We start from the raw sequence: 26,373 nt of genomic DNA on the forward strand, positions 1-26,373 counted from the left end.
CCGGGTCGCCGTAGCGTTCCGGGGGACGAGGAGGTTCCTGATGACCGACACGAAGAACGAGCAACTCCAGAACGCCGTGCTCGACGACACTCCCGAACTGCGTGAGCTCTACCGCGACTTCGAGTCGAACAATCTCAGCCCGCTCTGGACGCAGACGTCCGACGTCCTCAGCTTTCACCCGCAGTCGCGTGCGGTCGCCGAGGTCTGGCGGTGGGGCACCCTCTATCCTTTGGCAGCGCGCTCGGGTGACCTCGTCCCCGTGGGCCGCGGCGGAGAGCGCCGGGCGATCGCCCTCGCCAACCCCGGGCTGGGCGGCGCACCCTACGCCACCCCCACGCTCTGGGCGGCGATCCAGTACCTGGGCGGACATGAAACGGCCCCCGAACACCGCCACTCCCAGAACGCGTTCCGCTTCGTCGTCGAAGGCGAGGGCGTGTGGACGGTGGTCAACGGCGACCCGGTCGCGATGCGCCGCGGCGACTTCCTGTTGACGCCCGGCTGGAATTTTCACGGACACCACAACGACACCGCGCAACCGATGGCGTGGATCGACGGTCTCGACGTGCCCTTCTCCGACTACATCGATGTCGGGTTCTTCGAGTACGGCACCGAGCGGGTCACGGATGAAGCCAATCCCGCCCTCTCCCGTTCGGAGCGGCTGTGGGCGTACCCGGGACTGCGGCCCCTGAGCGGATTGAGCGACACCGTCAGCAGCCCGATCGCGGCATACCGCTGGGAGTACACCGACCGCGCGCTGGCCGAGCAGCTGCGCCTGGAGGACGAGGGATACCCCGCCACCCTGAACTACGGGCATGCCGCGCTGCGCTACGTCAATCCCACGACCGGCGGCGACGTGATGCCGACCATCCGCGCGGAGATGCACCGGCTGCGACCCGGAGTGCAGACGCCCGTGCAGCAGGACGTCGGGTCGTCCGTGTGGCAGGTGTTCGAGGGCACCGGCCGTGTCGTCCTCGAGGGGACGCCCTACGACCTCGAGCCGGGGGACCTCTTCGTCGTACCGTCGTGGATCCCCTGGCAACTGCAGGCCGAGACGTCGTTCGACCTCTTCCGGTTCTCCGACTTCCCCATCATCGAGCGGCTCGGGTTCGATCGCACGCGTATCCAACCCGCACAACCATGAGCATCGAAGCCGGTGGTGGCCGGCCCGCGGAGGACCTGCTGTGGGCCTATCGCGGAACCGCGGTCTTCTTGCGATCCATCGCCCGTCTGAGCGACGTGCAGCTCTTCGAGGTCGGCGATGGCGGGCGGCGATCCCGGGTCATCGCCGACATGAGCTATCGCGCACGGGGGTACGCGCGGCTGGCGGAAGAGATCCGCGAGGGTCGCGCGAAGCCCGTGGGATTCGACGATGCGGAGTTCGCCGCGGCCGTGGACGAAGGGGAGAGCCTGCCGGCGCGCGCGCTCCGCCATCTGGCGGAGCACTCCGCGATCCACCTCAGGGTGGAATGGCGGGACCTGCCCGAGGATCGATGGGATATCGAAGGCGTGGGGCTGGACGGCGTCGCGCTCTCTCCCCGCCGCGCCGTCCGGGACAGGACGCGCGAAGTCTGGCGCGCGAGCCGCGAGCACAGCGCTGGAGGGCTCTTCGCGCGCATCCCCGACGAGGTGGCGAGGATGGCGGAGAACGCCCTCGCACCGGGGCCGTGAGCGACACCCTCCGCCGTGTTGTCCTGACGTTCGACAACGGCCCCGACGACGAGGTGACACCCGATGTCCTGAATGCGCTCCGACGCGCTGATGTGCGAGCGATCTTCTTCGTGGTCGGCTCGCGCATCACCGGCCGCACCGAGAAGCACGTCCGCAGCGCGCACGGCGACGGCCACCTGATCGGCAACCACACGTGGTCGCATTCGCGCCCACTCGGCGACATGTCCGCGCAGGACGCGGTCGATGAGATCCGCCGAACCGGAGACCTCTTGCACGGGCTGACCGGCGAGCCGCCGCTCTTCCGGCCTGTCGGCGGGGGCGAAGGAGGGGTGATCGATCGGCGCCTGCTCAACCGTGAATCGGTCGACCTCCTCCGCCGTGAGCGCTACACCCTGGCCCTGTGGAACGTGCTGCCACGGGACTGGATCGACCCGGATGGATGGGTGGAGAGGGCACTGGCTGCCTGCGAGCAGACAGACCACGCCTGCGTCGTCCTCCACGACATCCCCGGGGCCGCACGCGCGTTGCTGCCGTCATTCCTCGAGCGTCTCCGCGACAGCGGCTTCGCATTCGTCCAGGACCTTCCCCGCTCCTGCACCCCGATCATCGGCGGCTGGGCAACGGGCGATCTCGGCGCTCTCGTGTCCGAGGGTGACAGCGGGACGACCGGGCGGGGGGAGCGGGACGCCTGAGCGACGGCCTGCCCCGCGGTCAGGACGACAGCAGCGCGATCAGCTGCGCCTTGCTGAAGCGTGAGAATCCCCGGTGGCCCGCGGCGCGAGCACGATCGCGAAGCTGAACGACGGTGAGGGAGTCGAGGTCGGTCGTCGGCAGTGTGGCTCGGAGGGCTTCGGCCAGGAGAGGCGCCGGCGCCGCCGACTCGCCGACGGCCTCGTCCGCGCGCTCCGGCACGACGGCGGCGGGTTCCGCGGGCCGTCGGCCGGGGGCAGCCGTGCGCTGAGCCTTCGCGGCGAGCCTGGCTTGTGCTTTGCCGGCGGCCTTGTCCACGCGGGCGGTCGCGGCGACCGCCTTCTTCACCGCCTTGCGCGGGTGGCGAGCGACCTTCTTCTTCGAGACGCGGGAGGCATCCTTCGCTTCGTCCGCCAGAGAGCGGAGCTTCTTCGCGGCCTTCCTCGGCAAGGACTTGCTGAGGCGCTTCGCTTCCTTCGCGGCCGCGGCCGCGGCATCCAGCGCCGCGCCGACGGCCTTCTCGGCCTTGGTGTTCTTCGTCATGGGGAACCTTCGCAATCCTCGGGATCGGGCCGCTCGCGAGAGGCACGTCCGTGAAGGGGTAACGCTACAGGGGCAAGCGCGGCGGTTGAAAGGCGTCGCCGCCGACGTCGCGGCGCCGGGGCCTCATCCGCCCGCGTCTGGCTCGGGTGCCTGATCGTACCGCTAGCTGAGGACTGCCCATCCGTGGGGTGGGAGGAGTACCTCGCCGCCGCGGATGGCGCCGTCCCCCAGCTCCACGGTCATCGCGCCACCGGCGCTCACGCGCGCCGCGTCGTCGCCGACGTTGAGTGCGGTCACGATCGCCTCGTCGTCCACGGCCGAACGCAGCACCAGGGTGGTGTTGGCGCGCTCGACGATGTCGGTGTGCGCGCGGTGGAGCCACGGGCGTCGGCGCCGGAGGGCGACGAGCGCTTCGGTGGTCTCCAGTGCACGTCGCGCCCGCGATTCCAGGTCCTCGCGCCGCGGGGGGTGGGCGGGGAACTCGGGGCGGATGGCGTCGTCCCCGTCCAGGCGCTCTTCCTTGGTGCCGTGGTAGGCGTATTCGTCGCCGGCGTAGACCGAAGGGGTACCGGCGACGGTGAACAGGACGGCGAGGGCATGCGGGAGGTGTCGGTCGCCGACGGCCGTGGCGATCCTGGTCACGTCATGGTTACCGACGAAGGTGCTCGGGATGAAGGTCTGCAGGAGCTCGTCGTGCCGTCCGATGGCATGGGCGAGCTCGAACAGGTTGAGCTCGGCGATGCCGTGCCAGATGCCCTGCCACAGCTCGTACTGCGTCAGGGAGTCGATCGTTGACTCGGTGACGATCGCCACCTGGTCGCCGTGGATCACCTCGCCGGTGAACCACGCGTGCGGGAACCGTTCGCGAACGCGAGGGAGCACACGCCCCCAGAAGCGGGGTGCGACGGCGTACGCCGCATCCAGGCGCCACCCGTCGATGCCTCGTTCCAGCCAGTGCTCCATCACCTCGACGACCAGATCCTCGACCGCCGGTGAGTTGTGGTCCAGCGCAACGAGATGCTCGTGACCTTCGAAAACATCCGCGTCCACCGGATCGCCCGGCGCCCAGCCGTCCCAGCGGACCGAGAACAGATTCGCGGTAGGGGCGTCCGGGCCATCGTGCTCGAGGAGGACGAAGGCGGGATGCTCGCGGCCGACGTGATTGAACACGCCGTCCAGCAGCACCCGAACGCCTTTCGCGTGCGCGGCGTCGATCAGCGCGACCAGGTCGGCTTCGTCGCCGAGCCGGGGATCCACCCGGAAGTAGTCGGTCGTGTCGTATCCGTGGGTGGTGGAGGCGAAGACCGGGCCGAGCTGCAGCCCGTTCAGACCCAGACCGATCAGATGATCCAGCCAGGCCGCTATCCGGCCCAGGCGGTGGGAGAGTTCTCGGTCCCCGTCGCCGCTGGGGCGTATCGATGCTCCGACGAATCCGAGCGGGTAGACGTGCCACCACATCACGTGCTCAACCCATTCCACACGCGAAGACTGCATGACAGCAGGCTAGGCGACGGCGCTGGCTTCGCCGCTCACGTGCCTGGTCGATCCTGACGCAGCACCAGCAGCTTCGGGCGTCGCACGTCGGGGGGTCGTCACAGCCGTCGAGGACACCGACAAATCGAGACTCATCGCAGATGTAGGTCGGAGGGTACTCGGCACCCGGCGGAAAGGCGAGAGGGTCTCGGTTATGTGTCGATGCGACGAGGCTGAGAGGACCAACCGCTTCGGAGGCCTCATGTACTTTCACGTTCAGCAACTGATCAACGAAATCGAGCAGGACGAGCCGGATCCCGCGGCCGCAAACGCCCTCCAGGAGGGCCTTGGCGGGCAGTTCGGTGAGATGCGCACGATGATGCAGTACCTCTTCCAGAGCATCAACTTCCGCGGCCCGTCCGCAAAGCCGTACAAGGACCTGATCCAGGGCATCGGCACCGAGGAGATCAGCCACGTCGAGCTCATCGGCACGACCATCTCGCGTCTGCTCGATGGGTCGCCCCGGTACAACGGCAAGCTCACCGACCCGCTCGACAAGCCGGGCGCCGGCGGGTCGATTCCGCTGGAGATCGCCAAGCACGAGAGCAACATCCACCACTACCTCGTGGGCGCTCAGGGAGCGCTGCCCGTGGATGCCGCCGGCAACCCGTGGATGGGCAGCTACGTCTACAACTCGGGCAACCTCGTGCTCGACCTGCTCTACAACCTGATGCTGGAGTCCACCGGGCGCCTGCAGAAGTGCCGCCTGTACGAGATGACCGACAACAAGACCGCTCGCAGCACGATCGCGTACCTCATCGTGCGCGACCAGGCTCACGAGAACGCGTACGCCAAGGCGCTGGAGACCCTCGGGGTCAACTGGCGTACGTCGCTTCCCATCCCCAAGACCAACGCGGAGAAGTTCCCCGAGGTGGCTCGTCTGCTGGAGATGGGGCTGCAGAGCAAGCAGTTCTCCTTCGACCTGACGAACCTGTCCGAGGCGGGGAAGATCTTCCAGGGCATGTCGCCGTCGAACGACGGAACCCAGCTCGACGCGAGCGAGCAGGCTCCCGTCGGCGTGCCGATGACCATCGCCCCGGAGCGCTTCGAGGAGTTCTCTCCGGGAGCCGACACCGAGCTGCAGGAGCTCATCGAAGCCACCGCAGCCATGGAGATGGCGGACATCGACCGCACCTTCGGCGAAATGAGCTGAGAGCTCCGCAAGCGCCCGCCGCGTGAGCGGCGGGCGCTTCCGCTCAGCGGTGCAGACCCGCCAGCAGCATGCGGGTGTACCGATCCGCGGCTTCGAGTGGATCGCCGGGAGCCCCGGCGCGCACGGCGTGCGCCAGCCCACAGGCCAGGGGTACCACATCGCCGTAGGCGAGGTCATCCCGGATGTCCCCGGCGCGTTTGGCGCGGTCCAAAAGCTCAGCCCCCACCTCGCGGAGCCGCGCCTTGAGCCGCGTCGTCTCTTCGAGCTCGTCGTGCACAGCCGCATTCACGGGGGGCAACGACGCGTCGATGATCTGCGCGCGCACGATGCTGGACAAGAAGCTCGCGAATGCCGACCCCGGCTCATCATCGTGAAGAGCTCCCTCGCCCGCTGCGATGAGTTCGGCGAGCCGAGGCTGCGCGACTGCTTCGAGCAGGGACGTGGTCGTGGGGAAGTTGCGGTAGGTCGTCCCGACTCCGACACCTGCCCGCTTGGCGACATCGTTCAAGACCAGGGGCTGCCCTTCGTCCACCATCGCCCGCGCGGCGCGCAGGATCTGGTCGCGGTTGTGCGCCGCGTCGCGCCGAAGAGCCGTCACCATACCGAAAGCGTAACTGGACAAACTATCCACTCGACCCCTAGGTTCGATCTGGATAAAGATTCCACTTACGGATCGGAGTACGACGTGACGTTTACGGTTGACCATGTGGGCAATCTGCCCGCCGGATTCGAGGAGACCTTCGCCAGTCACACGCTGGACCTGGACGGGGTGAGCATCCACGCCGTTGTCGGCGGGCAGGGACCCGCCCTGCTCCTTCTGCCGGCCTGGCCCCAGTTCTGGTACGGCTGGCGACTGATGATGCCTGCTCTCGCCGAGCACTACACCGTCGTGGCGGCAGACCTCCGCGGCGTCGGGGCCAGTGCCAAGCCGCGCGATGGTTACGACGGCGCCACGCTGGCGGAGGACATGGCCGCCCTCATGACGGCGCTCGGGCACGACACGTTCGCCGTCGCCGGCTACGACCTGGGCATGATCGTCGCGTATGCGCTGGCCGCCGCCCATCCGCATCGGGTGACGAAGCTGGTGCTGGCGGAGGCGATTCTTCCCGGGCTGAGTCCGTCGCCGCCGCTGTTCATGGACAAGCCCACCAACGAGTTCCTCTGGCACTTCGCCTTCAACCGCCTCGGCGACATCAACGAGCAGATGGTGCGGGGGCGGGAGGAGGTGTACTTCGGCCACCAGTTCGCGTCGAAGGCCGCCTCGCCCGATGCCATCGCCCCGCACGCGGTGGAGTTGTACGTGAACGCGCTGCGCGACCCGGCCGCTCTCCGGGCGAGCTTCGAGTTCTACCGATCGGACGCCACCACGGAACAGATCATCGCGTGGCAGCAGCGCGGGCGACTCTCGATGCCGGTCCTCGCTGTGGGTGGGCAGTACGCGAGCGGAGCCTCGGTGGCGGAAGTGGCGAGCATGGTGGCCGCCGACGTCACGGAATTGGTCATCCCCGGGTCGGGTCACTTCGTGCCGGAGGAGGCGCCGGAGACGTTCACCGCAGCGCTGCTCGGCTTCCTCGCAGCCTGATCGCGCCGGCCGCGGCTGGGGTTATGCCCAATGTTCCGCCGCCCGCAGCTGATGCGTCCCGTGTGACCGGTACCATCGCTGCGATGAAGCTACTGATCAGTGTCACCCCCGCTCTGGGTCACCTCATCCCCCTCGTCCCGTTTGCTCGAGCGGCCCTCCGGGCCGGCCACGACGTCGCTGTGCTGTCCGGGCCCGATCTCGAACCGATGGTGCGGGCCGAACTCCCCGGCGCGGACTTCGTCACCGCGGGTCCTTCCGCGCCGGTGATCGTCGGCGCCATCGCCGAGGAGGGCGTGGACTTGAACAACGTCACGCCCCACGATGAGGGCGTCGTGTTCGGCAAGATCATGCCGCGACTGCGCCTGGACGAATCTCTCGTCGGCGCGCGGGAGTGGGCTCCGGATGCCGTCGTGAGCGAGTCGTACGACGCGATCGGCCCGATTCTCGCGTCCTCCCTGGAGATCCCCTGGGTTCAGTTCGGTATCGGTCCCGGCGCGCTCGCCGAGAACCGCGAAGAGGTGCGGGCCCAGGCCGCGCCGTTCGCCGAGGCTCTGGGGCTGACCCTGGAGTCGCCCCGGGCGTACGTCGACTCCTCCCCTCGCTCGTTGAAGCCTGCCGGCTGGTCGATCGACGTGCCGGTCGTCCCGATCCGTTCGGAGCCGTTCAGCAGCGAGAACGGCCCCGGGACAGTCCCCTCGCTCGACGGATCATCGCGATCGGCGCTGGTCAGCCTCGGCACGGTTTTCTCCGACCCCGCGATTCTCGAGAGCGTCGTCCGTGCGGTGATCCGAACGGGTGTCGAGGTCCTCGTCACCGAAGGGCTCCTGCTCTCGCAGGCGGCCGCCGGCTCGTCGTTCCTCGCGGACGAACCAGGCGTTCATGTCGTGGGGTTCGAGCCGCTGGCCGACCTGCTCGGCCCGGTGGATGCGGTGGTGTCCGCGGGCGGATCGGGCACCGTGCTCGGAGCGGCCGCTGCGGGAAAACCGCTCGTTCTGTTCCCGCAGGGCGCGGACCAGTTCGGCGTGAGCGAGGCCGCCCGCTCGGCGGGGATCGCGGTCGTCGTGGACGATATCGATCAGATTCCGTCCGCATTGACCACGGCACTCGAAGACCCGGCGATCACTCACGCCGTCCAGGCGGTCCGAAGCGAGATCGCCGCGATGCCCTCGCCCGCCGACACCGTCGATGAGGTCACCGGCCTGCTCGCGAGGTGAGTGCGCCCGATGCCGTGCTCGCGGCATCAGTCGCGGCGGATGCGCAGCTGCAGCATCGCTGAGAACCGTACGTCGGGGTCGGACAGGTCGATCTGTCCGACCTCGGCGACGCGGCGCAGGCGATAGCGGAAGGTGTTCGGATGGCTGAACGTGGCTGCGGCGGCTGCGGGGACATCCCCGAAGCTGTCCAGCCACGCGGAAAGCGTGCTCACCAGCTGCGCGCTGTTGCGCCGGTCGTACGCGACGAGCCGCGCCAGGAAGCCGGTGATCTCGTCGCCGCGGGCGGCGAGCAGATCACGCAACTCGAGCACGAGCGATTCGGTTTCCACATCCGCCATTCGCGCGACCCGGCTGACGCCGGGCCGTTCGGTGAGAACGCGGAGCACCGTCCGCGCCTGAGCCCGCGACCGCGCGATGCCGGCGATGTCGTCGGCGGCGTGCCCGATCGCGATGACCGCCGGGATGCGGGTCTGCACGCGCTGCAGGAAGTCCTCGGCCAGCGCCGCCGATCGCTGCTCGGCCGCGAAGTCGGCGACGGGGATGATGCCGTAGGCGGTGTCGGCGACGAAAGCGACGGCGGCGCCGGGCTGCACCGCCGAGAGATGCATCGCGAGAGCATCCACCAGTCGCTCGCGGTGCGCGATGAGTTCCTGGTCGACTCGCACCCCTCCTGACGCGTTCGTGTCGGGCAGGGCGGCGGCTGCGATCACGCACACGCGCTTGCCGGCCAGGCCGAGCCGGCTGAGCGCGTCACGCGCCTCGGGGCCGCCCTCGATCGCCCTGCTGACGAGCTCGGCCCGCAAGCGCCGCTCCGCATCCGCGCCCGCGCGCACGCGGAGGAGGTGAAGGGCGACGAGTTTCTCCGCCTCGCGGAGCGTCGCGTCCCGTTCCGCCGTGACCGGACCGTCCATCGCCGCCCAGATCGACCCGAGCACCTCGCCGCCGGCGCGGACCGCGATCGCCACCCGCTGCGTCGTGACCCCTTCGCCCAGGTGCACGGGATCGACGACGACGACCTGATCGTTGCGGTAGAGGTCACGGAAGACCCCCAGTTCGGCCAGGGCGCTGGCGTAGCGATCGGGAACCTGCCGGCCGATGATCGTCTCGATCCGCGACGCGTCGGCCTCGTCCTGCCGGCCCGAGAACGCCAGGACGCGGGATGACCGGTCTTCGATCGTGATCGGCGCATCCAGGAGCGCGGCGATCGCGTTCGCGACGGCGAAGAGATCTCCGGCCGGGATGCCCTCGAGCGACTCCGACTGCGTATGCCCGATGTCCTCCTCGGCGAGCAGCGACCGCAGGAGCGCGGCCAGCTGCGTCCAGGTCGCTCCGCGGGCAAGCCCCAGGATCGCCACCCCCGCGCCATCCGCCGCCGCGCGCACCTCGTCGGTGACGTCGACGGGGGAGCGCACGATGAGCGCGATCGCGCCCCGATGCCCGACCGTCGTCAGCAGCGGGGGAAGGGCGTCTGCGGTGTGCACCGCGATGCCCAAAACGATCGAGTTCTCCGGGTACACCGGCTCGTCGAACGGGTCGTGGATGACCACGCCGCCGACGGGGTGGTCCGCGTCGATACGGCCGTGGGCGACCTCGAGGAGCGTCACGCCGAGATCGGTCAGCACACGTCCCCAGGTGGATCGGGCTCCCGGGCTCATATCCGGGAGCGTAGCCGTCACACGGGCACCCATTCGACGGCGGTGGTCAGCTCGTCGAGGATCTCCGGAATCGGCGCGACTCCCAGACCCGGTCCCTGGGGCACGGTGAGGTGCCCGTCGACCATGACGAAAGGCTCGGTGATGTCGGTCCGGTAGAACCGGTCGCTGGCCGAGACGTCGCCCGGCAGGGCGAAGCCCGGAAGCGCCGCCAGGGCGACGTTGGCCGCCCGGCCGATTCCCGACTCCACCATCCCGCCGCACCACACCGGTATCCCGTGGGCGGCAGCGAGGTCGTGGATGCGGCGGGCCTCCAGGTACCCGCCCACCCGGCCCGGCTTGATGTTGATGATGCTCGTCGCCCCGAGCCGGATGGCCGCCGCCGCCGTCTGGGCGGAGGTGATGGACTCGTCCAGGCAGATGGGTGTCTTGACGATCCGGGCCAGATCGGCGTGTCCCAGGATGTCGTCCTCCTCGAGGGGCTGCTCGATGAGGAGGAGCCCGAACTCGTCTAGGCGGGCCAGATGCTGCGCGTCGCGCAGCGTGTACGCGGTGTTCGCATCGACCTGCAGGGGCACGTCGTCTCCGAAGCGCTCGCGAACGGCGCGCACGACGTCGATGTCCCAGCCGGGTTCGATCTTCAGCTTGATGCGCACGTAACCCTCATCGAGGTACTCGCCGACCGCATCCAGGAGCCGCGGGATCTCGTCCATGATCCCGACGGACACGCCGCAGGGGACTCTCTCATGCACGGCGCCGAGCTCCCGGGCGAACGAGCGCCCCTCGGCGCGCAGCTCCGCGTCCAGCACGGCCATCTCGAGGGCGGCCTTGGCCATGCGGTGGCCCTTGAACGGTGCGAGGACCTCGCCGACCATCTGAGCACCGGACAGCGTCGCCGCGCCGAGTGCCGGAAGGAAGAATCGCTTGAGGACGTCCACCGCGGCCTCGGTGTACTCGGGCGAGTACACCGGTGTGGGGAGCGTGACGCACTCGCCCCAGCCCTCCGCGGCATCCGTCACCGCCTTCACGAGCAGGATGTCGCGCGAGGTCTGGGTTCCGAACGACGTCCGGAACGGCGAGACGAGCGGCATGGCCACCCGTCGCAGCTCGAAGCCTTCGAGTTTCACGATCGGTCGTCCTCTCCTTGGCGCACGATGTAGCCGTTCGTGCGGTCGAAACCGGTCACCCGCCCGCCGGCATCCAGAAGCGCCGTGAGCCGGTCGCGCACGGTGTGGCGCCACCAGTGGGCGAGCGCCCGGTCTTCCCGCCGGATCTGTGCGATATCAGGCGGCACGGCCACCGACACCGTTCCCGCGGCGGTGGCGTCGACCCGCTGGGGCGAGCCTGCGGCGGCGGCGATGGTCTCCTCGCTCCGCAGGTGCCACCGGACGAGGAGACGGTCGGTCTCATCGTCGTTGTTGACCCCGTCCGCGATCTCGCCGTAGAAGTTCGGCAGGTATTCCACCGGCACGGCGCCGAGCTTGACGATGTTGAAGTACGCGTTCCGCGACACGAGCGGGTCGAACGTCCACTCGATCACGTCGATCGCGCGCCGCAGCGCCCACGCGCGCTGATGCAGCTTCAGGGCGTACCCGACCGATCGCCCCGCGTGCGCCGGTGAGACGCCGGCGATGTGACTGTGCAGCGCGTGACGCTCGGGGGTGCCGTGGAACGCGATCGCGACGCCGACGAGATCATCGCCGGCGTACGCGCCGGCGATGTAGTTGCCCGCCTTGCCGAGCGCGCGCAGCAGCTCGGGGGGCACGGGGGGGTTCTCGGCGCTGCGCGCCCAGATGTCCGACAGCAGCCGCACCGATGCCGCCTGATCGGCGATCGACGTGAGCTCCCGGACGGTGACGGCCGCGCTGTGCGCGGCGCGCTCCGCGTCCTGCACAGCTGCCGCCACCAGCGGATCGGCCTGGGTCACCTGTGCCATGGTTCTTCCTTCCTTGCGATCTCCGCGATCAGCTCGACGAGCAGCCGCGTGCGAGGGACGAGCTCGCCGATGAGGACGTGTTCGTCCTCGGCGTGCGCTCCGCCCCCGACAGCGCCGAGCCCGTCGAGCGTGGGGATACCGATACCGGCGGTGAAGTTGCCGTCGCTGGCGCCCCCCACTGACACGCCCTCCAACGCGGCGAGTCCCAGCCGGGCGGCGATCTCGTTCGCCTGCGCGAACAGTCCCGTCGACAGGGCAGCTTCCAGCGGTGGCCGGTTGATTCCGCCGAGGAGGCGGATGCTGGTGCCGCGGGTGACCGGGGCGTAGGCGCGCAGCGCCCTGTCCACCCGAGCCAGCTCGGCGGCCGTCCGCGCGCGGACGTCGATGGCCAGGCGTGCCCGCGCCGGGACCGTGTTCGTGGTGGTCCCCGACTCCGCCACCGTGGGCGTGACCGTCGTACCCGCTGCGGCGTCCGCCAGTGCCGCGGCGGCGAGGGTCACGTGGGCCAGTTCCAGCGTGGTGTTCGCACCGTTCTCCGGCTCCAGCCCGGCGTGCGCGGCGCGGCCGGCCACCTCCACCTCGTAGAGCGCCACTCCCTTGCGCTCGATCTTCAGTGCGCCGTCGGCCGAGGCCTCCAGCACTAGGGTGGCCCGCGCGCCACGCGCTTCGGCCTCGATCAGCGCGCGGGAACTCGGTGAGCCGAGTTCCTCGTCCCCGGTGACGAGGACGGTGACGCCGTCCCGGTCGTCGAGGGAGGCCACGGCGTGCAGCGCCATGGCCAGGCCCGCTTTCATGTCGAAGCATCCCGGGCCGGTCAGTACCCCGTCGCGCACCGCGAAGGGATGCCGCTCGATGGTCCCGATCGGCCACACCGTGTCGTGATGGGCCAGGACCAGAACCCTCGTCGCGGCACCGAATCGCCACACCACGTGCGAGCGACCGTCGAGCACCACCCGCTCCGGGGCGTCCCCGAGCAGGTCATGCCCGATGCGAGCGACCAGATCCGCCGAGGAGGCGACGGCGCCCAGGTCCGACGAGGGCGACTCGCACTCGATGAGCTGCCGGAGGCTACCGAGGATCGCTCCCTCGCTCAGGAGCGGAGGAACCGTACGGCTCAGCGACGAGCATGCGTCCATCACGCGCCGCTCGCGACCTTCGGCGTCGCCCGGGCGCCGAAGTGCAGGTACTGCTCGCCGCCGTCCAGCGCGTAGAAGGTGGCCGTCATCCACGTCTGGGTCCCGGGCTCCCGCAACGCGTACACGCCCTCGCGCAGCGGGGTGAGCGCGTACTCGTCGACCGGGTCGGCCACGACAGCGGCGAGAGGACCGAGGACGGTCGTTCGCAGCATCGGGCCGTCCGGGCCGACGAGCACCTCGTCGCGAACGGATTCGCGCTCGTAGACGCCCAGGTACGGGGTGATGTCGACGTCGACCGGCTCTGCGGGCGGCTGGACGGGATGCTGCATCTCGATGCCCGCGAGCTCTGCGAAGATCTCGCGGTAGAGGTCCTGATACAGATCCCGCGCGTGTCCGCCGTTGGTCAGCAGGGTCACCGCGAGGCCGGACTCCTGATGGATCCGCAAGAATGCCGCCTGGCCGATCGTGTTCCCGTCGTGGCCGTACAGGCGGGTCCCGTTCCAGCCGAACCGGATCCAGCCGAGCCCCCACGAGTCGCCGAGCACCTGCTTGTCGGGCACCTCGGCGTGGAAGGCCTGCATGTCGGCCACGGCCTCTCGGCTGAGCAGGCGCTCGCCGTCGGCGCCCAGGCCGCCGGAGAGGTGAAGGCGCGCGAAGGCCAGCACGTCAGCGGCGCGAGCGGTGATGAGCCCGGCGGGGCCGAGCGAGCGGGGGAGCTGCCACGCGGGCGTGACGACCTGCTCGCCGTCGGCGTCGACGTGTCCGACGGCGGCGGCGTGGAGGATGGCCTCCTCGGGGAGCGTGACCGTGTGCGTGAGGCCGAGCGGGGTGAAGAGCAGGTCCTTCATGGCCGTGTCCCACACCGTGCCGGTCACGACCTCGATGATGCGGCCGAGCAGGCTGAACCCCGAGTTGCAGTACGACCAGGTGGCCCCCAGGGGGTGGTTCTGCGCGGCGTCGGCGAGCAGCTCCACGTACTTCTCCAGGCAGTCGTCGCCGCGGCCGGTGTCGGTGAAGATGTCACCGTCGATTCCGCTGGTGTGCGTGAGCAGGTGCCGGATGGTGACCCCCCGGGTGAGCTCGTCGTTCACGAGGCGGACATCCGGCAGAAGCTCGTGCACGGGCGTGTCCAGCGTGAAACGCCCCTGCTCGATGAGTCGCAGGATGACCGTCGCGGTCCAGACCTTCGAGATCGACCCGATCTGGAAGACCGAATCCGCGCTCACGCGGGCGGACCCGGCGGGAAGGTTCTTGTTGAGCGTGCCCGTACCGACGACCACGAGGTCGTCGGTACCGTCGGGCGAGTGCCGCAGAATCCCGAGTTGCGCTCCCGGCACACCGTGACGCTCGGCGAGCACGTCCAGCCGCCGCTGCCAGTGGGCGGCGTCGACGGGCGCGGGCCGGGCGCCGGAGGCGGAGCCGGCGTAGCGCTCCACCCACTCGACCACGCGCCGCGCGTAGTCCACCCGGTGGCTGGGCGTGCCCAGCAGCGGGAAGACGTGACTGCCGCCGGGGTAGATCACCAGCTGCGTGGGCACGCCGCGCTCTCGGAGGGCGTAGTGCCACTGCTGAGCCTGACCCAGCGGGCACCGCAGGTCCTTCTCACCGTGCAGGACGAGCGTGGGGGTCGTGACCCGGTCGACGGCGGTGAGGGGCGACATCTCCGCGAGCCGGTCGCGCCCGACCGAGTCCCACGGCATGACACCGATCTCGTGCAGGTTCAGCAGGTGCGCGTCATCGCTCGAGCCGCCCATGCTCACGAGGTCTGACACGACACCGCCGGCGACCGCAGCGGCGAACCGGTCGTCATGCCCGGTGAGGTATGCGGTCATGTAGCCGCCGTAGCTGTATCCCGTCACCGCGAGGCGCTTCGGATCGGCCAGCCCCTCGGCGACGAGCTCGTCGACCGGCTCGAGGAAGTCCCGTGAGTCCGCCGTGCCCCACGCGCCGTAGACCGCCTTCCAGAACTCCGCACCGTACCCGTCGCTCCCGCGCGGGTTGATCAGCAGGATGGTCCAGCCGCGCGCGGCGAGTTCCTGGTGGAAGACGTGCATCTCGTCGACGGCGGCATTCCACGCGTTGTGCGGGCCGCCGTGGATGTCCACGAGCAGCGGAGACGGCCCCTGCGTGGCGGGGTCACGGACGAGCCACCCCTGCACCACCGTGCCGTCGCTGATGGTGAAATCGCGCGATTCCCGGGCGAACAGCTCGGCGCCGTCGGGGGCGGAGCCGTGCGCGGTCACGACGGTGGATGCGCCGCCGGCCAGGTCGAGCCGGACGATCTCACCGAACGAGGTCGGAGTCCCCACGGCGATCGCCGCCGAGCCGCCCGCGACCGAGAGCCCGCTGACGACCTCGCCGTCCGAGCCGTACAGGTGGCGGGGCGACCCGCCGGTGAGCGGCACCGCGTACAGGTGCGTGCACCCGCGATCCCGCACGGCGAACACGACGTCGCCGAAGGCGGTGACCTGCGGGAGGGCGCCGGGGTAGGCGGGTGCGCCGGGCATGACGTTGCGGTCGAGGGATGCCGACAGGGCGGTCAGCGAGCCGGAACCGAGGTCGACGGCGTACAGACCGGCGAGCCCTTCCGGATCGCCCGTCCACCCGACCACGAGCAGACCGGTTCCGTCCGGCGTGTACGACACCGTGCCCGCATACCCGTCGGCGAATGCCACGACGCGGGGGGTCGCCGCCGGGTCCGAGGGGGAGAGGACGTGCACCGCCGACCGGTAGGTGAGGTCATCCACGCCGGCCGGGCGGGTCGTGTACGCGATGGCCGATCCGTCGGGCGACCACGCGGGGCTCCCGGCGTCAGCATCCCCGTCGGTGAGCTGGGTGACCTCGCCGGTGGCGAGGTCGAGGAGGTGGAGCTGGGCCCGTACCCCGCGGACGAACCACGCACCGTCGACGAAGTAGTCGATGCCGTCGGTCACGAGGGGGGAGCCGCTGCGGGCCGCCCGCGTCTGGTCGCTGTCATCCGGGCCGGCCTCGGGATCGACCGGCGCGGAGAAGGCGATCTTCGCTCCGTCCGGGCTCCAGACGGCAGCGCCCGCCCCGAGCGGGAGGTGCGTGCGCTGCTGCGGCTCGCCGCCGGCGAACGGCAGGGTCCACAGCTGTCCGTCGCGCAGGAACGCCAGCGTCGCGCCGTCGGGGGAGAAGGCCGGGGCCGCGTCGCTGCTCCCGTGCGTCAGCGCGCGGGCCTCGCCGCCCCCATCAGCGACCCACAGCGCACTGGTCGCGCGGTCGTTCTCGACGTCCACGCCCCCCAGGACGTACGCGACGCGGCTGCCGTCGGGTGCGAGCGCGGGCTGGCTCGGGATGGTGAGCGCGAGCGTGTCGTCGATGCGCATTCTGCGGGTCACAGGGTGCTCCTTGGCGAAGTTCAGGGGGTGAATCGGATGGGGCTCGGGATGGCGGCCAGGAGCTCGCGGGTGTACGCGTCGTGCGGATCGCCGAGCACCTCGGCGGTCGGTCCCTCCTCGACGAGACGCCCGTCGTGCATGACGGCCACGCGGGACGCGACGTAGCGCACCACGGCGAGGTTGTGGGAGATGAACAGCATCGACAGGCCCAGTTCCCCCTGGAGCTCGCGGATGAGGTTGAGGATGGCGCCCTGGATGAGGACGTCCAGCGACGAGGTGATCTCATCCGCGATCAGCACACGCGGGCGGCCCGCGAGTGCGCGGGCGATCGCGACCCGTTGCCGTTGGCCGCCGGAGAGGCGGGCGGGGTAGGTCTCGGCGCGTTCGGGTTCCAGGTGCACGAGCTTCAGCAGGCGCGCGGTCTCGGCGGCGCGCTCCTTGCGGCTCATGCCTGCTGGCATGATCTCCGCGATGCTGGCGCCCAGGGTCATCCGGGGGTCCAGCGATGAGTACGGGTCCTGGAACACCATCTGCAGGGGGCGCGGTCCGCGGGAGGGGACGGGCTGCCCGCCGACGGTGATGCTGCCGGAGTGCACCGGGACGAGCCCGACGGCTGCACGCGCGAGGGTCGACTTCCCCGAGCCCGATTCGCCCACGACGCCCACCACCGATCCCTCCGGGACGGTGAAGGACACGTCCTCGACGGCGGTCATGGCCTTCCGGCCGATGCCGTAGCGCACGGTGACACTGTCGAAACGGAGTTCGCTCATGTGGTGGTCACTCCCGCGTTCTCCCGGGGTTCGTCGCCGACCGCGAGGTCGGCCGCGGGGGTGATCGTGCCGGTGGTGGCTGCTTTATCGGGCGCCGTGGCGAGCGGGCGGTCCAGGGGGGTGGCCATGTGCGGGACGGCGGCGAGCAGGGCACGGGTATAGGGGTGGGTCGCCCGGTCGAGGTCGGCCGCGGGGAGTTCTTCGATGATCTGGCCGGCGTACATGACCAGTACGCGATCGCACAGTTCGGCCACCACGGAGATGTCGTGGCTGATGAAGAGGATGGACGCGCCGTTCTCGTCGCGGATCAACCGCAGCAGATCCAGAACCTGCCGCTGCACGGTCACATCCAGCGCCGTGGTCGGCTCGTCAGCGACGATCAGTCGCGGCGTGACCATGAGGCCCATCCCGATCATGGCGCGCTGCCGCATGCCGCCGGAGAATTCGTAGGGGTACTGCCGCACGCGCCGCTCGGGGTCGGAGATGCGCACCGCCGCCATGCGGTCGGCCGCGAGCCGGCGCGCGGCCCGCCTGCTCAGCCCGGCGTGTTCCCTGGCGACCTCGGCCAGCTGATCGCCCATCCGCATCGTCGGGTTGAAGGAGGACATCGGGTCCTGGAACACCATTGCCAGGGAGGTGCCCAGCAGTCGTCGGAGTCGCCCCTTGGGTGTGGTGAGCAGGTCGGTTCCCAGGAACCGCAGGGTGGATGCCTCGATCTGGCATGGTTCGGGAACCAGCTGGGCGACGGCCAGGGCGGTCATCGTCTTCCCCGACCCGGACTCGCCGACGATGCCGACGATCTCCCCTGTGCCGATGGAGAAGCTCACTCCTCGCACCGCCTGCACGGGTTCCTTCACGCCGGGGAGAGTCACCCGGAGATCTACGACCTCGAGCACCGCATCCTCGTGCTTGTCCGTGTGCGCGGCCGTCGGCGGTGCGGGGGAGGGGCGGAGCTTCCGGCGTCGCCATCCGCTCGTGCCGAGGAACAGCTCGTCACCGACTCCGAGGGTGCGTGCGGCGGACTCGCCCGTGAGGTTGAACGCGAGACCTGCGATCACGACGGCGGCGCCGGGGATGAGGGCGGCGAGCGGGTTGATGTAGATGCCGCGGACGCCGTCCATCATCAGCCGGCCCCAGTCGTACTCCGGAGGCTGGACACCCAGGCCGAGGAAGGACAGGCCGGCGAAGGCGAGCAGTGCACCGCCCGCGGCGATGGTCGCGTTGACGATGAGCGGTTCGCCGATGTTGGGGAGGACATGGCGGACGAGCACGCGGAACCGGCCGACCCCGCCCACGCGGGCCGCTGCGACGAAGTCTCGTGCCTCGATGCCGGAGATGAGGTTCTGGCAGAGCCGCGCGAACGACGGCGCGCCCGCCAGGCCGATCGCGAACACGGCGGCGACGGAGTTGCTGCCGAAGATCGCGGCGAAGAACAGCGCGAGCAGAAGTCCGGGGAAGGCGACGGCGATGCCGGTGAACCAGGTCACCGGGCGCCCGAGGACCCGGCCCAGGAGCAGGGGAGCGACGCCGAGCACGAGGCCTGCCGTCACCGCGACGGTGGTGGCGAGCAGGGCGAGAACGACCGAGAGGCGTGTGGCGACCAGGGTGCGCAGCAGCAGATCGCGTCCGAGGTTGTCTGTTCCGACCCAGTGCTCGGCGGAGGGTCCGGCCAGCAGATCGCCGGTGTCGGTGACGTCGGCCTGCGCGCCCCACAGCACCGGCGCGAGAACGGCGACGGCGACCACGAGGGTCAGAAGCGCGAGGGCGGTGGCGCCCAGCGGGGTTCGCAGCATCTTCCGGAGCGTGCGCATCAGCTCTCCGCCACTGTCGATTGCGGGTTCAGCACGGCCAGTGCCACATCGACCGCCGTGTTGACCAGCAGCACGCCGATTCCGTAGACGAGCACCGTGCCCTGTACGAGCGGGTAGTCCTTGGTCTGGATGGAGCTGACGATGGTGGTGCCCAGCCCCGGCCACGCGAAGACGGTCTCGACGAGAACGGTGCCCGCCACGAGCCCGCTGAGCAGCAGTCCGCCGACCGTGAGCGTGGCCGTCACGGCGTTGGGGAGCACGTGGCGGAGGTTCACGCGCCAGGCCGGGAGACGTTTGGCGTGCGCGGTGCGGACGAAGTCGGTCTCGAGCACGGCGAGGACTTCGACCCGCACGATCCGCGCCAGCACGGCGGCGGGCCCCAGCGCGAGGGCGAGCACCGGCAGGATGTAGGACGCCGGCCCCTCGCGCCCCGCGACCGGCAGCCAGCCCAGTTGCACACCGAACACCGCCACGAGCGCCACGGCGAGAAGGAACTCCGGGATACTGCCGAGGAAGACGCTCGTCGACGTGAAGCCCAGCTCCAGGCCGCGCCCCCGGCCGCGCCGCGTCGCGATCGCGACGGCCACGCCGATCGGGATCGCGATCAGCATGGCCAGGACGAAGGCCAGGACAGCAAGCAGAGCGGTGGCCGGTAACCGCTGCGCGATCGTCTGGGCGACCGGCAGTTGGGATCCGATCGACACCCCGAGCTGGCCGGTGAACAGCCCGCCGATGTAGTCCAGATACTGCTGCCACAGCGGGTCGTTCAGTCCGAGGGACTCCCGCCGCGCGGCCACGACCTCCGCGGAGGCGTTCGGGCCCATGGCCGCGCGGATGGGGTCACCGGGGACCAGGTGGATCATCAGGAACGCCGCGGTGATGAGAACCCACAGCGAGACCAGCAGGCGGCCCGTGCGCCGCACCGCGAAGCGGACCCACCGATGGTCGGCGGTGTTGCGCGCGGATTCCGCCAGCCGGACGGTCGCCGTGGTCATCAGTTCGTTCCTTCAGGTCGCGGGCGCGTCCGGGTCAGCCGAGCAGTCGGATGGTGGTCGGCTGCGGCTCCCCGAACCAGGTGAACTCGGCGCCGTTCCCGAACATCCGGATGGGGTTGTTGGCGAAGGGCACGACGTCGGCGGCCTGGAACAGCGCCGTCTCGGCCTCCTGCCACTTCGGGCAGCTGTCCGAGCCCTGGAGCTGCAGCGCTTCGGCGATCGCCGCCTGGTACTCGGCGTTGTCGATGCTCGCGAAGTTCGTTCCCTCGGGGGCAGGTGCCCCGGAGAGGAAGCCCATCATCTGGTCGGGGTTGTTGACGTTGACCGAGACCCACGCCACGTCCCAGTCTCCGGTGCTGAAGAGGGCTTCGATCAGGACGGTGTCGTCCTGCTGGCGGCCTTCGACCTCGACGCCGATCTCCTGCCAGGCGCTCATGACGAGCTCCGCCGCTGCCGCGGCCGAGGCGCCGAACGCGTTGTCGTAGAGGAACAGCAGGCTCAGCCGCGTGCCGTCCTTGACGCGGACGCCGTCAGACCCCGGCACCCAGCCCGCAGCGTCGAGCGCTGCCGCAGCGGCATCCACGTCGTGCGCCGGAAGGGATCCGCTGACGGAGTCGTAGGAGCATCCACCCGGTTGCACCACGGCGAGGCTCGTCGCGGGGCCGCCATTGCCGGCGGTCATCACCGAGCCCAGCTCCTCCAGGTCGATCGACTGCGTGAGGGCCATGCGCACGGCGGGGTCGCTCGTGGGGTGGCCTTCGGCCTGGTTGTACCACTGCTCGCCCGACAGCTCCACGGCGTCCTGTGAGAACAGGTCCTGAGCCAGGACGCGGTCCACGTCGGGTCCGACGATCTGGGCGGCGTTGACTTCGCCCGACAGCAGCAGGTTCGCGGCCGTGGTCTCGTCGGTGACGACACGCACGTTGACGGTCGCCGGGATTCCCGGCTCGTCCACGGTGGCGCCATCCGGACCCCACGTGTACTCGTCGCGCACCTCGAAGGTGTAGTGGTCGTTGGGAACAGCCTCGGTGAGGACATACGGTCCGGTGCCGAGGGTCGAGTCGGCCAGAACCGTGCGGTCTTCCAGGCCCGCGTCGCAGATCATGGGGATGCTCGCCAGACCCTGCAGCAGGAAGGGCGCCGGATCGGTCAGGGTCATGGTGACGGTGTCGCCCTCGGCCGCCGAGGTGACGCCGAACGGGAGGAAGGCCCCCAGCAGCGCGCTCTGATTCTCCGGGGTGCCGATGAAGTTGAGGTTGGCGGCCGCCGTCTCCGCGGTGAAGTCCGACCCGTCGCTGCAGACGATCCCGTCGCGGATCGTCAGCGTGGCGGTGAGCCCGTCGACGTTCCAGTCGGACGCGAGCTGGCTGAGGATCTCGCCATCCGCGTCCACGCTCACGAGGGAGTCGTAGGCGAACTTGCTGAGCGCGAACAACGCGCTGCCGGCGGACATCTGCGGGTCGAGCGCGCCGGGGTCGGCGGGCAGGATCTGGGTGAATGTGCCGCCCTCGACGGGGGCGCCGTCGTCGGAGCCGCCTCCGCCTCCGGTACATCCGGCGAGGGTGAGCGCGAGTGCGCCCGCAGCGGCGACGGCTGCGATGGCAGTGCGAGTGGATGTCATTGCGATTCCTCCTGGGCGGCGAACGGGCGGGTGGCGCGTGGTGGGGCGTCATTGTGGGTCGAGCGGGGGATGGCTCGGCCGTAGTGCATGTAGGTGGGGCGGCCCTCGGCGTCGGGGTCGAGGAAGGCGAAGACCGGGTGCAGGCCCCCGGTCGATTCGCGCAGGATGAGGGAGTTGGCGTTGAGGGCCACCAGCTCGTCGCGGGATGCGGCCTTCAGATCCGCGAGCACCCCTTTGGGGCGCTGCTCGAGCCAGACGCGTCCGGCGTCGTCCTGGGACACGACCATGTCGACGATCGTGTTCGAGTACGTCCCCACGAACGGGGTCGCGTCGACGTCGACGTGCTCGGCGGAGGGTGTCGGCGAAGCGGGCAGGTCCGCCCCGGCGAATTCGCGCAGCAGCGGGCCGGCGATGTCGTGGAACAGCCCCATGCCGTCGCCGCCGTTGGTGAGCAGGGTGACCGCCACCCCCGCCTCGGGAACCAGGCGGAGGAAGGAGGCCTGACCGATCGTGTTGCCGTCGTGCCCGATGACCCGCGGGGCGCCCTCGGCGTAGATCTCCCAGCCGAGCCCCCACGCGACGCCCATTCCGGCCAGGGTGGGCAGGGCGACCTCGGTGCGCTGCATCGCCGCCACCGAGGCCGGGGAGACGACGGCGGTCCCGTCGCTCCCCGCGGAGCCGCCGTTGAGGTGCATGAGCGCGAAACCGGCGAGGTCGCGCGCGGTCATGGCGAGCATCGATCCGGCCGGCCCGTTCGACCGGGCGAGGGCCCAGAGCGGCGCGGGGGTCTCCACGCCGTCCGCACCGGGTCCGACATGACCGACGGCGACGCGATGGAGGATCGCCTCGTACGGGCTGGGGGACACGCGCTCGAGCCCGAGCGGTGTGGCGATGCGGTCGAGCACCGCCTGGTCCCACGTCGTTTCGCGCAGGCGCTCGACGAGGCGGCCGAGAACGATGTATCCGGCGTTGTTGTACGAGAAGTAGGCGCCGGGCGGGAAGATCTGGGCGACGTCGGACAGCGTGTCGACGTACGCGGCGATGGCGTCGTCGCCGCGCCCGGTGTCGGTCAGGATGTCGCCCTCGAAGCCGGCGCGGTGGCTGAGCAGCTGGCGGACCGTGATCTGCGCGGTGGCGGCCTCGTCGGCGATCGCGAACTCGGGCAGGTACGTGACGACGGGTTCGTCGAGGCCCACGAGTCCGTCATCGACCAGCTGCATCACCAGTGTCGCCGTCCACACCTTGGTGATGGAACCGATCTGGAAGACCGAGTCGGTCGTCGCCTCCACGTCCGTCGCGGTGCTGAGCACCCCCGTCGCCGCGTCGATGATCTGACCGTCCACGACGACGGCGATCGAGGCGCCGGGAACCCCACGTGCTGCCGCGCGCGCGGCGAACTCGGTCTGTAAGACGTCGGCGATGCTCGCGAGGCTGCGCATGGCCTCACTTTAGGAAGGACTCGGCGGCCTCATTCTGTCCGTGCGGACAGAAAAGCGGCCGCGTGTTCGTCCGAGCGACCCAATTCGCCTCCGGGGCCCTTCCGTCTTCCGCCGCCCGCGGCTGCCGTCCGGCGCCGGGCGCGTTCAAAACTCAGGAGATCCGGCATCGGGGGCGGTGGGGGCGGCCCTGTGCGCGGCGTGTCTCCTGAGTTTTGAACGGCCAAGGTGAGGGCCGCCGCCACTACCGAATGGGCCCGAGGCTGAACCCCCCGTCGACGACCACCTCCGAGGCGGTGGCGAAGCTCGCTTTGTCCGAGGCCATGAACGTCACGAAGTCGACGATCTCCGGGAGCGTCGCTTGACGGGGGATGGCGAATCGCCCGGTGGGGACGAGTTCCGATCCGTCGGGCGCATAGGCCAGCGGAGTGGGGACGATTCCTGGATGCACGGCATTGACGCGGATGTTGTCGACGGCGAGTTCGGACGCTGCTGCGCGCATCAGGCCGCGCAGCGCCCACTTGCTGCTGCTGTAGGCGACGAGGTTCGGGGAGGGTGACAACCCGGCGATGGAGTTCATCTGGATCACGACGCCACCGCCGCGCTTGCGCATGGACGGCGCAGCCGCCCGGATGCCGAGGAGCGCACCGAGGACGTTCGTGTCGAACACCCGGCCCCACTCCACCAGATCGATCGACTCCGTGCTGCCGATGCGCAGGTAGGCGGCGTTGTTGACGAGCACGTCGATGGGTCCCAGCTCGGCTTCCGTCTTCGCCACCGCATCGGCCCAGTCCGACTCGCTCGTGACGTCGAGGGCCACTCCGATCGCGCGGCCGGGCAGTTCTGCGGCGATCCGCTCGCTGTCGTGCCGGGAGGCGACGACCGTGTTCGCGCCGGCGAGGGCGAACGCCTCGACGAGGGCGCGACCGATGCCGCCGGAGGCGCCGGTCACCAGGACGGTCTTGTCCGTGAATTCAGGCATTTCTGTTCCTTTCGGGGGTTCAGCGGGCGGCAACGGCGTCGTCCGCGTCGGTGGACAGAGCGAGGTCTCTGCCGGCGATGAGGGCATCCAGCCGGCCGCGAAGCGCCGTGGTGCCGAGCTCGTACGCGTCCGAACCGAGGACGAGTCGCAGCGGCGGCGTGGGGTTATCGACGGAGGCGATGATCGCCGCGGCGATCTTCGCGGGGTCGCCCGGCGCGGGAAGCGGCGGGAGTTCGCCGGAGAGCGTCCGCCGCATCTGCCCCGGGGCCGCGTCCGCGTATTCGGGCAGAGCGTCAGTCAGATCCGCGCTCGGTCCAGCGAATCCGGTGCGGGTGACTCCCGGTTCGACCAGGGTCACGCCGATCCCGAACGACGAGATTTCGGATGCGGCGGACTCCCAGAAACCCTCGATGCCCCACTTGGTGGCGTGGTAGAGGCTCATCGCCGGGAAGGCGACCTGCCCGCCGATGCTGGAGATCTGGATGATGCGACCTCCGCCTTGGCGGCGGAGCGGAGGGATGACGGCGCGGGCGAACTGGATCGAGGCCGTGAGGTTGGTGGCGATCTGGCGATCGATCTGCGCGTCGGAGGCCTCCTCGGCGGCCCCGAACAGGGCGTATCCCGCGTTGGAGACGACGACGTCGATCGTGCCGAGCTCAGCGAACGCCTGCGCCACGACCTCTCGGAGGTGGGGGGTGTCGGTGACGTCCAGCGCGGCGCGCCACAGGCGCTCGCCGTATCGGTCGGCGAGATCGTCCAGCGATTCCGGGCGGCGAGCCGTGGCAGCGACGCGGTCGCCGCGGGCGAGGAGCTGCTCGGTGAGCTCCCGGCCGAAGCCCGAGGAGGTGCCGGTGATGAGCCATGTGCGAGGCATGATGTACCTTTCGTAACCAACTAGATGGATACCTACTGTGCCACGAATTTGCGCCGATGCGAGAACGATACGAAACACGACGCGTATGGCGCCGCCAAGCTCTTGCGGGCATTCCGTCGGATTGCTGCTCGCCTGCGTGGACGTCCCGCCGTTTCGTATGCAACCGGTTAGTTACGTAGGATGAAACCATGCCGCCCGACGCCACCGACACCAAGAGACGCATCCTCCACGCAGCCCGTGGCGAGTTCGCCCGCTTCGGGCTGGCCGGCGCACGCATGGATCGCATCGCCGAGGAAGCGACCGCGAACAAACGGTCGATCTACGTGCACTTCGGCGCGAAGGAGGAGCTCTTCGATCTGGTGGTCGGGCAGAGCCTCCTCGAACTGGCCGATGCCGTTCCGTTCGACGCGTCGCGGCTGCCGAGCTACGCCGGCGACCTCTTCGACGTCCTGCAGGAGCGTCCCGATATCGCGCGGCTCACGACGTGGGCAGCGCTGGAGCGCCCGGTTCCGATCGACGCCGAGGTGGATTCGTACCGCGCCAAGGTCGCGGAGGTCGCCGAGGCGCAGCGTCGCGGTGTGCTTCCGAGCGACCGCGACCCCGTGGTGCTCATCGCGATGGTCGTGGCGCTTGTCACGTCATGGAGTTCCGCGTCCTGGTCACTGCGTTCGCTGGAGGGGGCCGACAGTGCCGCACCCCCCGCCGGCTTCCGGCGTGAACTCACGGATGCGGTCGCCGCGCTCGTCCGGATCGACTGACGCGGACGAGAAACCGAGGGTGCGGCGGACGAGGCGGCGCCTGAAGGTTTCAGCGCCTGCGGGTGGCTCGCTGCGTTCGAGGATCGCAGCGAAGTGATCGCGAGGCGCCTTGCCGCCCCCGAGCCGAGTCATCACCGCGGGCCGAGTGCCCGTGGGGTGATCGGCGGTCTCGAACTGAAGCCCTTCGATCACCCCTGCTCGGGGGTAGCGGTCCAGCACGTGGATGAGGGTGAGCGCTACCAGCGCGACATGGTCGAGGCGGTCAGCGCCTCGGCTGAGCAACCGCGCGCACTCGGTGACGCGATGGTGGCCTTCTTCGATGCCGCGATCGGCTTCTATTGCGCGGGTTCTTCACCCGGCTGCCTGGTGTTGTGCACTGCACCCGCCGAGGCTGCCGCGGACGAGGACATCCGCGCGGCTCTGGCCGGAGTCCTGGCGGAGATCGAAAGCCATATCACCGCTCGTGTCGAGCGCGCCGCGGCGGAGGGAACCGAGGTCCCAGGTGCCCGTGCCGTCGTGACGCTGCTATCCGCGCTGCTGGTGGCCATCGCCATCCAGGCTCGCGCAGGCGTCCCAGCGCCCGAGCTGCGAGCACTCGCGCGGACCTCCGTCGGCGCGGCCCTCCGTCGCGCGTAGGGGCGTTCTCCCGGGGCGCGG

At 70.0% G+C, this 26,373-nt stretch carries 23 protein-coding genes; 8 read left to right on the forward strand and 15 right to left on the reverse strand.

The annotated features are described in order from the left end of the window. Window positions 1-40 precede the first annotated feature (40 nt). Genes AC2DFQ_RS08270 through AC2DFQ_RS08280 form a run of 3 tightly spaced genes read left to right on the forward strand, consistent with a single transcriptional unit; the run spans window position 41 to window position 2,360 of the window. Complete coding sequence (locus tag AC2DFQ_RS08270) at window positions 41-1,141, forward strand: cupin domain-containing protein (RefSeq protein ID WP_484533561.1); 1,101 nt, start codon at window positions 41-43, stop codon at window positions 1,139-1,141. Next, window positions 1,138-1,668, forward strand: a complete 531-nt coding sequence (locus AC2DFQ_RS08275) for a maleylpyruvate isomerase N-terminal domain-containing protein (RefSeq protein ID WP_484533562.1) — start codon at window positions 1,138-1,140, stop codon at window positions 1,666-1,668. The genes AC2DFQ_RS08270 and AC2DFQ_RS08275 overlap by 4 nt, the downstream gene beginning before the upstream one ends. Further along, entirely contained in the window at window positions 1,665-2,360 is a 696-nt protein-coding gene (locus tag AC2DFQ_RS08280) for a polysaccharide deacetylase family protein (RefSeq protein WP_484533563.1), read from the forward strand. The genes AC2DFQ_RS08275 and AC2DFQ_RS08280 overlap by 4 nt, the downstream gene beginning before the upstream one ends. 19 nt (window positions 2,361-2,379) lie before the next feature. Here the strand turns inward: AC2DFQ_RS08280 and AC2DFQ_RS08285 are convergent, their stop codons facing one another. Next, the gene (locus AC2DFQ_RS08285) at window positions 2,380-2,901 is read right to left on the reverse strand and encodes a hypothetical protein (protein ID WP_484533564.1); all 522 of its coding nucleotides are present in this window, start codon (window positions 2,899-2,901) and stop codon (window positions 2,380-2,382) included. Window positions 2,902-3,063: 162 nt separating this feature from the next. After that, complete coding sequence (locus tag AC2DFQ_RS08290) at window positions 3,064-4,395, reverse strand: alpha-amylase family glycosyl hydrolase (protein ID WP_484533565.1); 1,332 nt, start codon at window positions 4,393-4,395, stop codon at window positions 3,064-3,066. A gap of 241 nt (window positions 4,396-4,636) precedes the next feature. Between AC2DFQ_RS08290 and AC2DFQ_RS08295 the strand changes: the two genes are divergently transcribed. Beyond that, window positions 4,637-5,587: a manganese catalase family protein gene (locus AC2DFQ_RS08295; RefSeq protein ID WP_484510265.1), complete on the forward strand. Its 951-nt coding sequence runs from the start codon at window positions 4,637-4,639 to the stop codon at window positions 5,585-5,587. A gap of 43 nt (window positions 5,588-5,630) precedes the next feature. On the opposite strand, the gene AC2DFQ_RS08300 is transcribed toward AC2DFQ_RS08295, so the two are convergent. Further along, the gene (locus tag AC2DFQ_RS08300; RefSeq protein WP_484533566.1) at window positions 5,631-6,188 is read right to left on the reverse strand and encodes a TetR/AcrR family transcriptional regulator; all 558 of its coding nucleotides are present in this window, start codon (window positions 6,186-6,188) and stop codon (window positions 5,631-5,633) included. Between the two features lie 105 nt (window positions 6,189-6,293). Here AC2DFQ_RS08300 and AC2DFQ_RS08305 point away from each other — a divergent pair, with 105 nt between their 5' ends. After that, entirely contained in the window at window positions 6,294-7,169 is an 876-nt protein-coding gene (locus AC2DFQ_RS08305) for an alpha/beta fold hydrolase (protein WP_484533567.1), read from the forward strand. Window positions 7,170-7,252: 83 nt separating this feature from the next. Then, on the forward strand, window positions 7,253-8,383 hold the full coding sequence (locus AC2DFQ_RS08310; protein ID WP_484533568.1) for a glycosyltransferase: 1,131 nt from the start codon (window positions 7,253-7,255) through the stop codon (window positions 8,381-8,383). Between the two features lie 26 nt (window positions 8,384-8,409). Here the strand turns inward: AC2DFQ_RS08310 and AC2DFQ_RS08315 are convergent, their stop codons facing one another. From AC2DFQ_RS08315 to AC2DFQ_RS08370, 12 genes are all read right to left on the reverse strand, one after another. Next, complete coding sequence (locus AC2DFQ_RS08315; RefSeq protein WP_484533569.1) at window positions 8,410-10,038, reverse strand: PucR family transcriptional regulator; 1,629 nt, start codon at window positions 10,036-10,038, stop codon at window positions 8,410-8,412. Between the two features lie 17 nt (window positions 10,039-10,055). Next, a complete protein-coding gene (gene menC, locus AC2DFQ_RS08320) occupies window positions 10,056-11,162 on the reverse strand; it encodes an o-succinylbenzoate synthase (RefSeq protein WP_484510270.1) in 1,107 nt (368 codons plus the stop codon). Continuing rightward, window positions 11,159-11,971, reverse strand: coding sequence for a GNAT family N-acetyltransferase (locus AC2DFQ_RS08325; protein ID WP_484533570.1), 813 nt, complete (start codon window positions 11,969-11,971; stop codon window positions 11,159-11,161). Before AC2DFQ_RS08325 ends, menC begins: the two co-directional genes overlap by 4 nt. Then, the gene (locus AC2DFQ_RS08330) at window positions 11,959-13,107 is read right to left on the reverse strand and encodes a M20/M25/M40 family metallo-hydrolase (protein ID WP_484533571.1); all 1,149 of its coding nucleotides are present in this window, start codon (window positions 13,105-13,107) and stop codon (window positions 11,959-11,961) included. The genes AC2DFQ_RS08325 and AC2DFQ_RS08330 overlap by 13 nt, the downstream gene beginning before the upstream one ends. Next, window positions 13,107-16,469 (reverse strand): serine hydrolase, encoded by a 3,363-nt coding sequence (locus AC2DFQ_RS08335; RefSeq protein ID WP_484533572.1) that lies wholly within the window; start codon window positions 16,467-16,469, stop codon window positions 13,107-13,109. The genes AC2DFQ_RS08330 and AC2DFQ_RS08335 overlap by 1 nt, the downstream gene beginning before the upstream one ends. Window positions 16,470-16,489: 20 nt before the next feature. Continuing rightward, complete coding sequence (locus AC2DFQ_RS08340) at window positions 16,490-17,239, reverse strand: ABC transporter ATP-binding protein (RefSeq protein ID WP_484510274.1); 750 nt, start codon at window positions 17,237-17,239, stop codon at window positions 16,490-16,492. Beyond that, the gene (locus AC2DFQ_RS08345; RefSeq protein WP_484510275.1) at window positions 17,236-19,050 is read right to left on the reverse strand and encodes a dipeptide/oligopeptide/nickel ABC transporter permease/ATP-binding protein; all 1,815 of its coding nucleotides are present in this window, start codon (window positions 19,048-19,050) and stop codon (window positions 17,236-17,238) included. The genes AC2DFQ_RS08340 and AC2DFQ_RS08345 overlap by 4 nt, the downstream gene beginning before the upstream one ends. Further along, window positions 19,050-20,045 carry an ABC transporter permease gene (locus AC2DFQ_RS08350; protein ID WP_484533573.1) on the reverse strand — a complete coding sequence of 332 codons (996 nt, stop codon included), beginning with the start codon at window positions 20,043-20,045 and terminating at the stop codon, window positions 19,050-19,052. The genes AC2DFQ_RS08345 and AC2DFQ_RS08350 overlap by 1 nt, the downstream gene beginning before the upstream one ends. Window positions 20,046-20,079: 34 nt before the next feature. Then, complete coding sequence (locus AC2DFQ_RS08355; protein ID WP_484533574.1) at window positions 20,080-21,666, reverse strand: ABC transporter substrate-binding protein; 1,587 nt, start codon at window positions 21,664-21,666, stop codon at window positions 20,080-20,082. Further along, window positions 21,663-23,105: a serine hydrolase domain-containing protein gene (locus tag AC2DFQ_RS08360; protein WP_484533575.1), complete on the reverse strand. Its 1,443-nt coding sequence runs from the start codon at window positions 23,103-23,105 to the stop codon at window positions 21,663-21,665. Before AC2DFQ_RS08360 ends, AC2DFQ_RS08355 begins: the two co-directional genes overlap by 4 nt. 241 nt (window positions 23,106-23,346) lie before the next feature. Next, window positions 23,347-24,084 carry an SDR family NAD(P)-dependent oxidoreductase gene (locus AC2DFQ_RS08365; protein WP_484510279.1) on the reverse strand — a complete coding sequence of 246 codons (738 nt, stop codon included), beginning with the start codon at window positions 24,082-24,084 and terminating at the stop codon, window positions 23,347-23,349. 19 nt (window positions 24,085-24,103) lie between these two features. After that, the gene (locus AC2DFQ_RS08370) at window positions 24,104-24,958 is read right to left on the reverse strand and encodes an SDR family oxidoreductase (protein WP_484510280.1); all 855 of its coding nucleotides are present in this window, start codon (window positions 24,956-24,958) and stop codon (window positions 24,104-24,106) included. 188 nt (window positions 24,959-25,146) lie between these two features. Between AC2DFQ_RS08370 and AC2DFQ_RS08375 the strand changes: the two genes are divergently transcribed. Together AC2DFQ_RS08375 and AC2DFQ_RS08380 are read left to right on the forward strand one after the other, a co-directional pair. Beyond that, window positions 25,147-25,716: a TetR/AcrR family transcriptional regulator gene (locus tag AC2DFQ_RS08375; RefSeq protein ID WP_484533576.1), complete on the forward strand. Its 570-nt coding sequence runs from the start codon at window positions 25,147-25,149 to the stop codon at window positions 25,714-25,716. 93 nt (window positions 25,717-25,809) lie between these two features. Continuing rightward, window positions 25,810-26,352: a hypothetical protein gene (locus AC2DFQ_RS08380; RefSeq protein ID WP_484533577.1), complete on the forward strand. Its 543-nt coding sequence runs from the start codon at window positions 25,810-25,812 to the stop codon at window positions 26,350-26,352. The last annotated feature ends 21 nt before the right edge of the window (window positions 26,353-26,373 follow it).

It is taken from the genome of Microbacterium sp. Z11_20 (assembly GCF_057197605.1).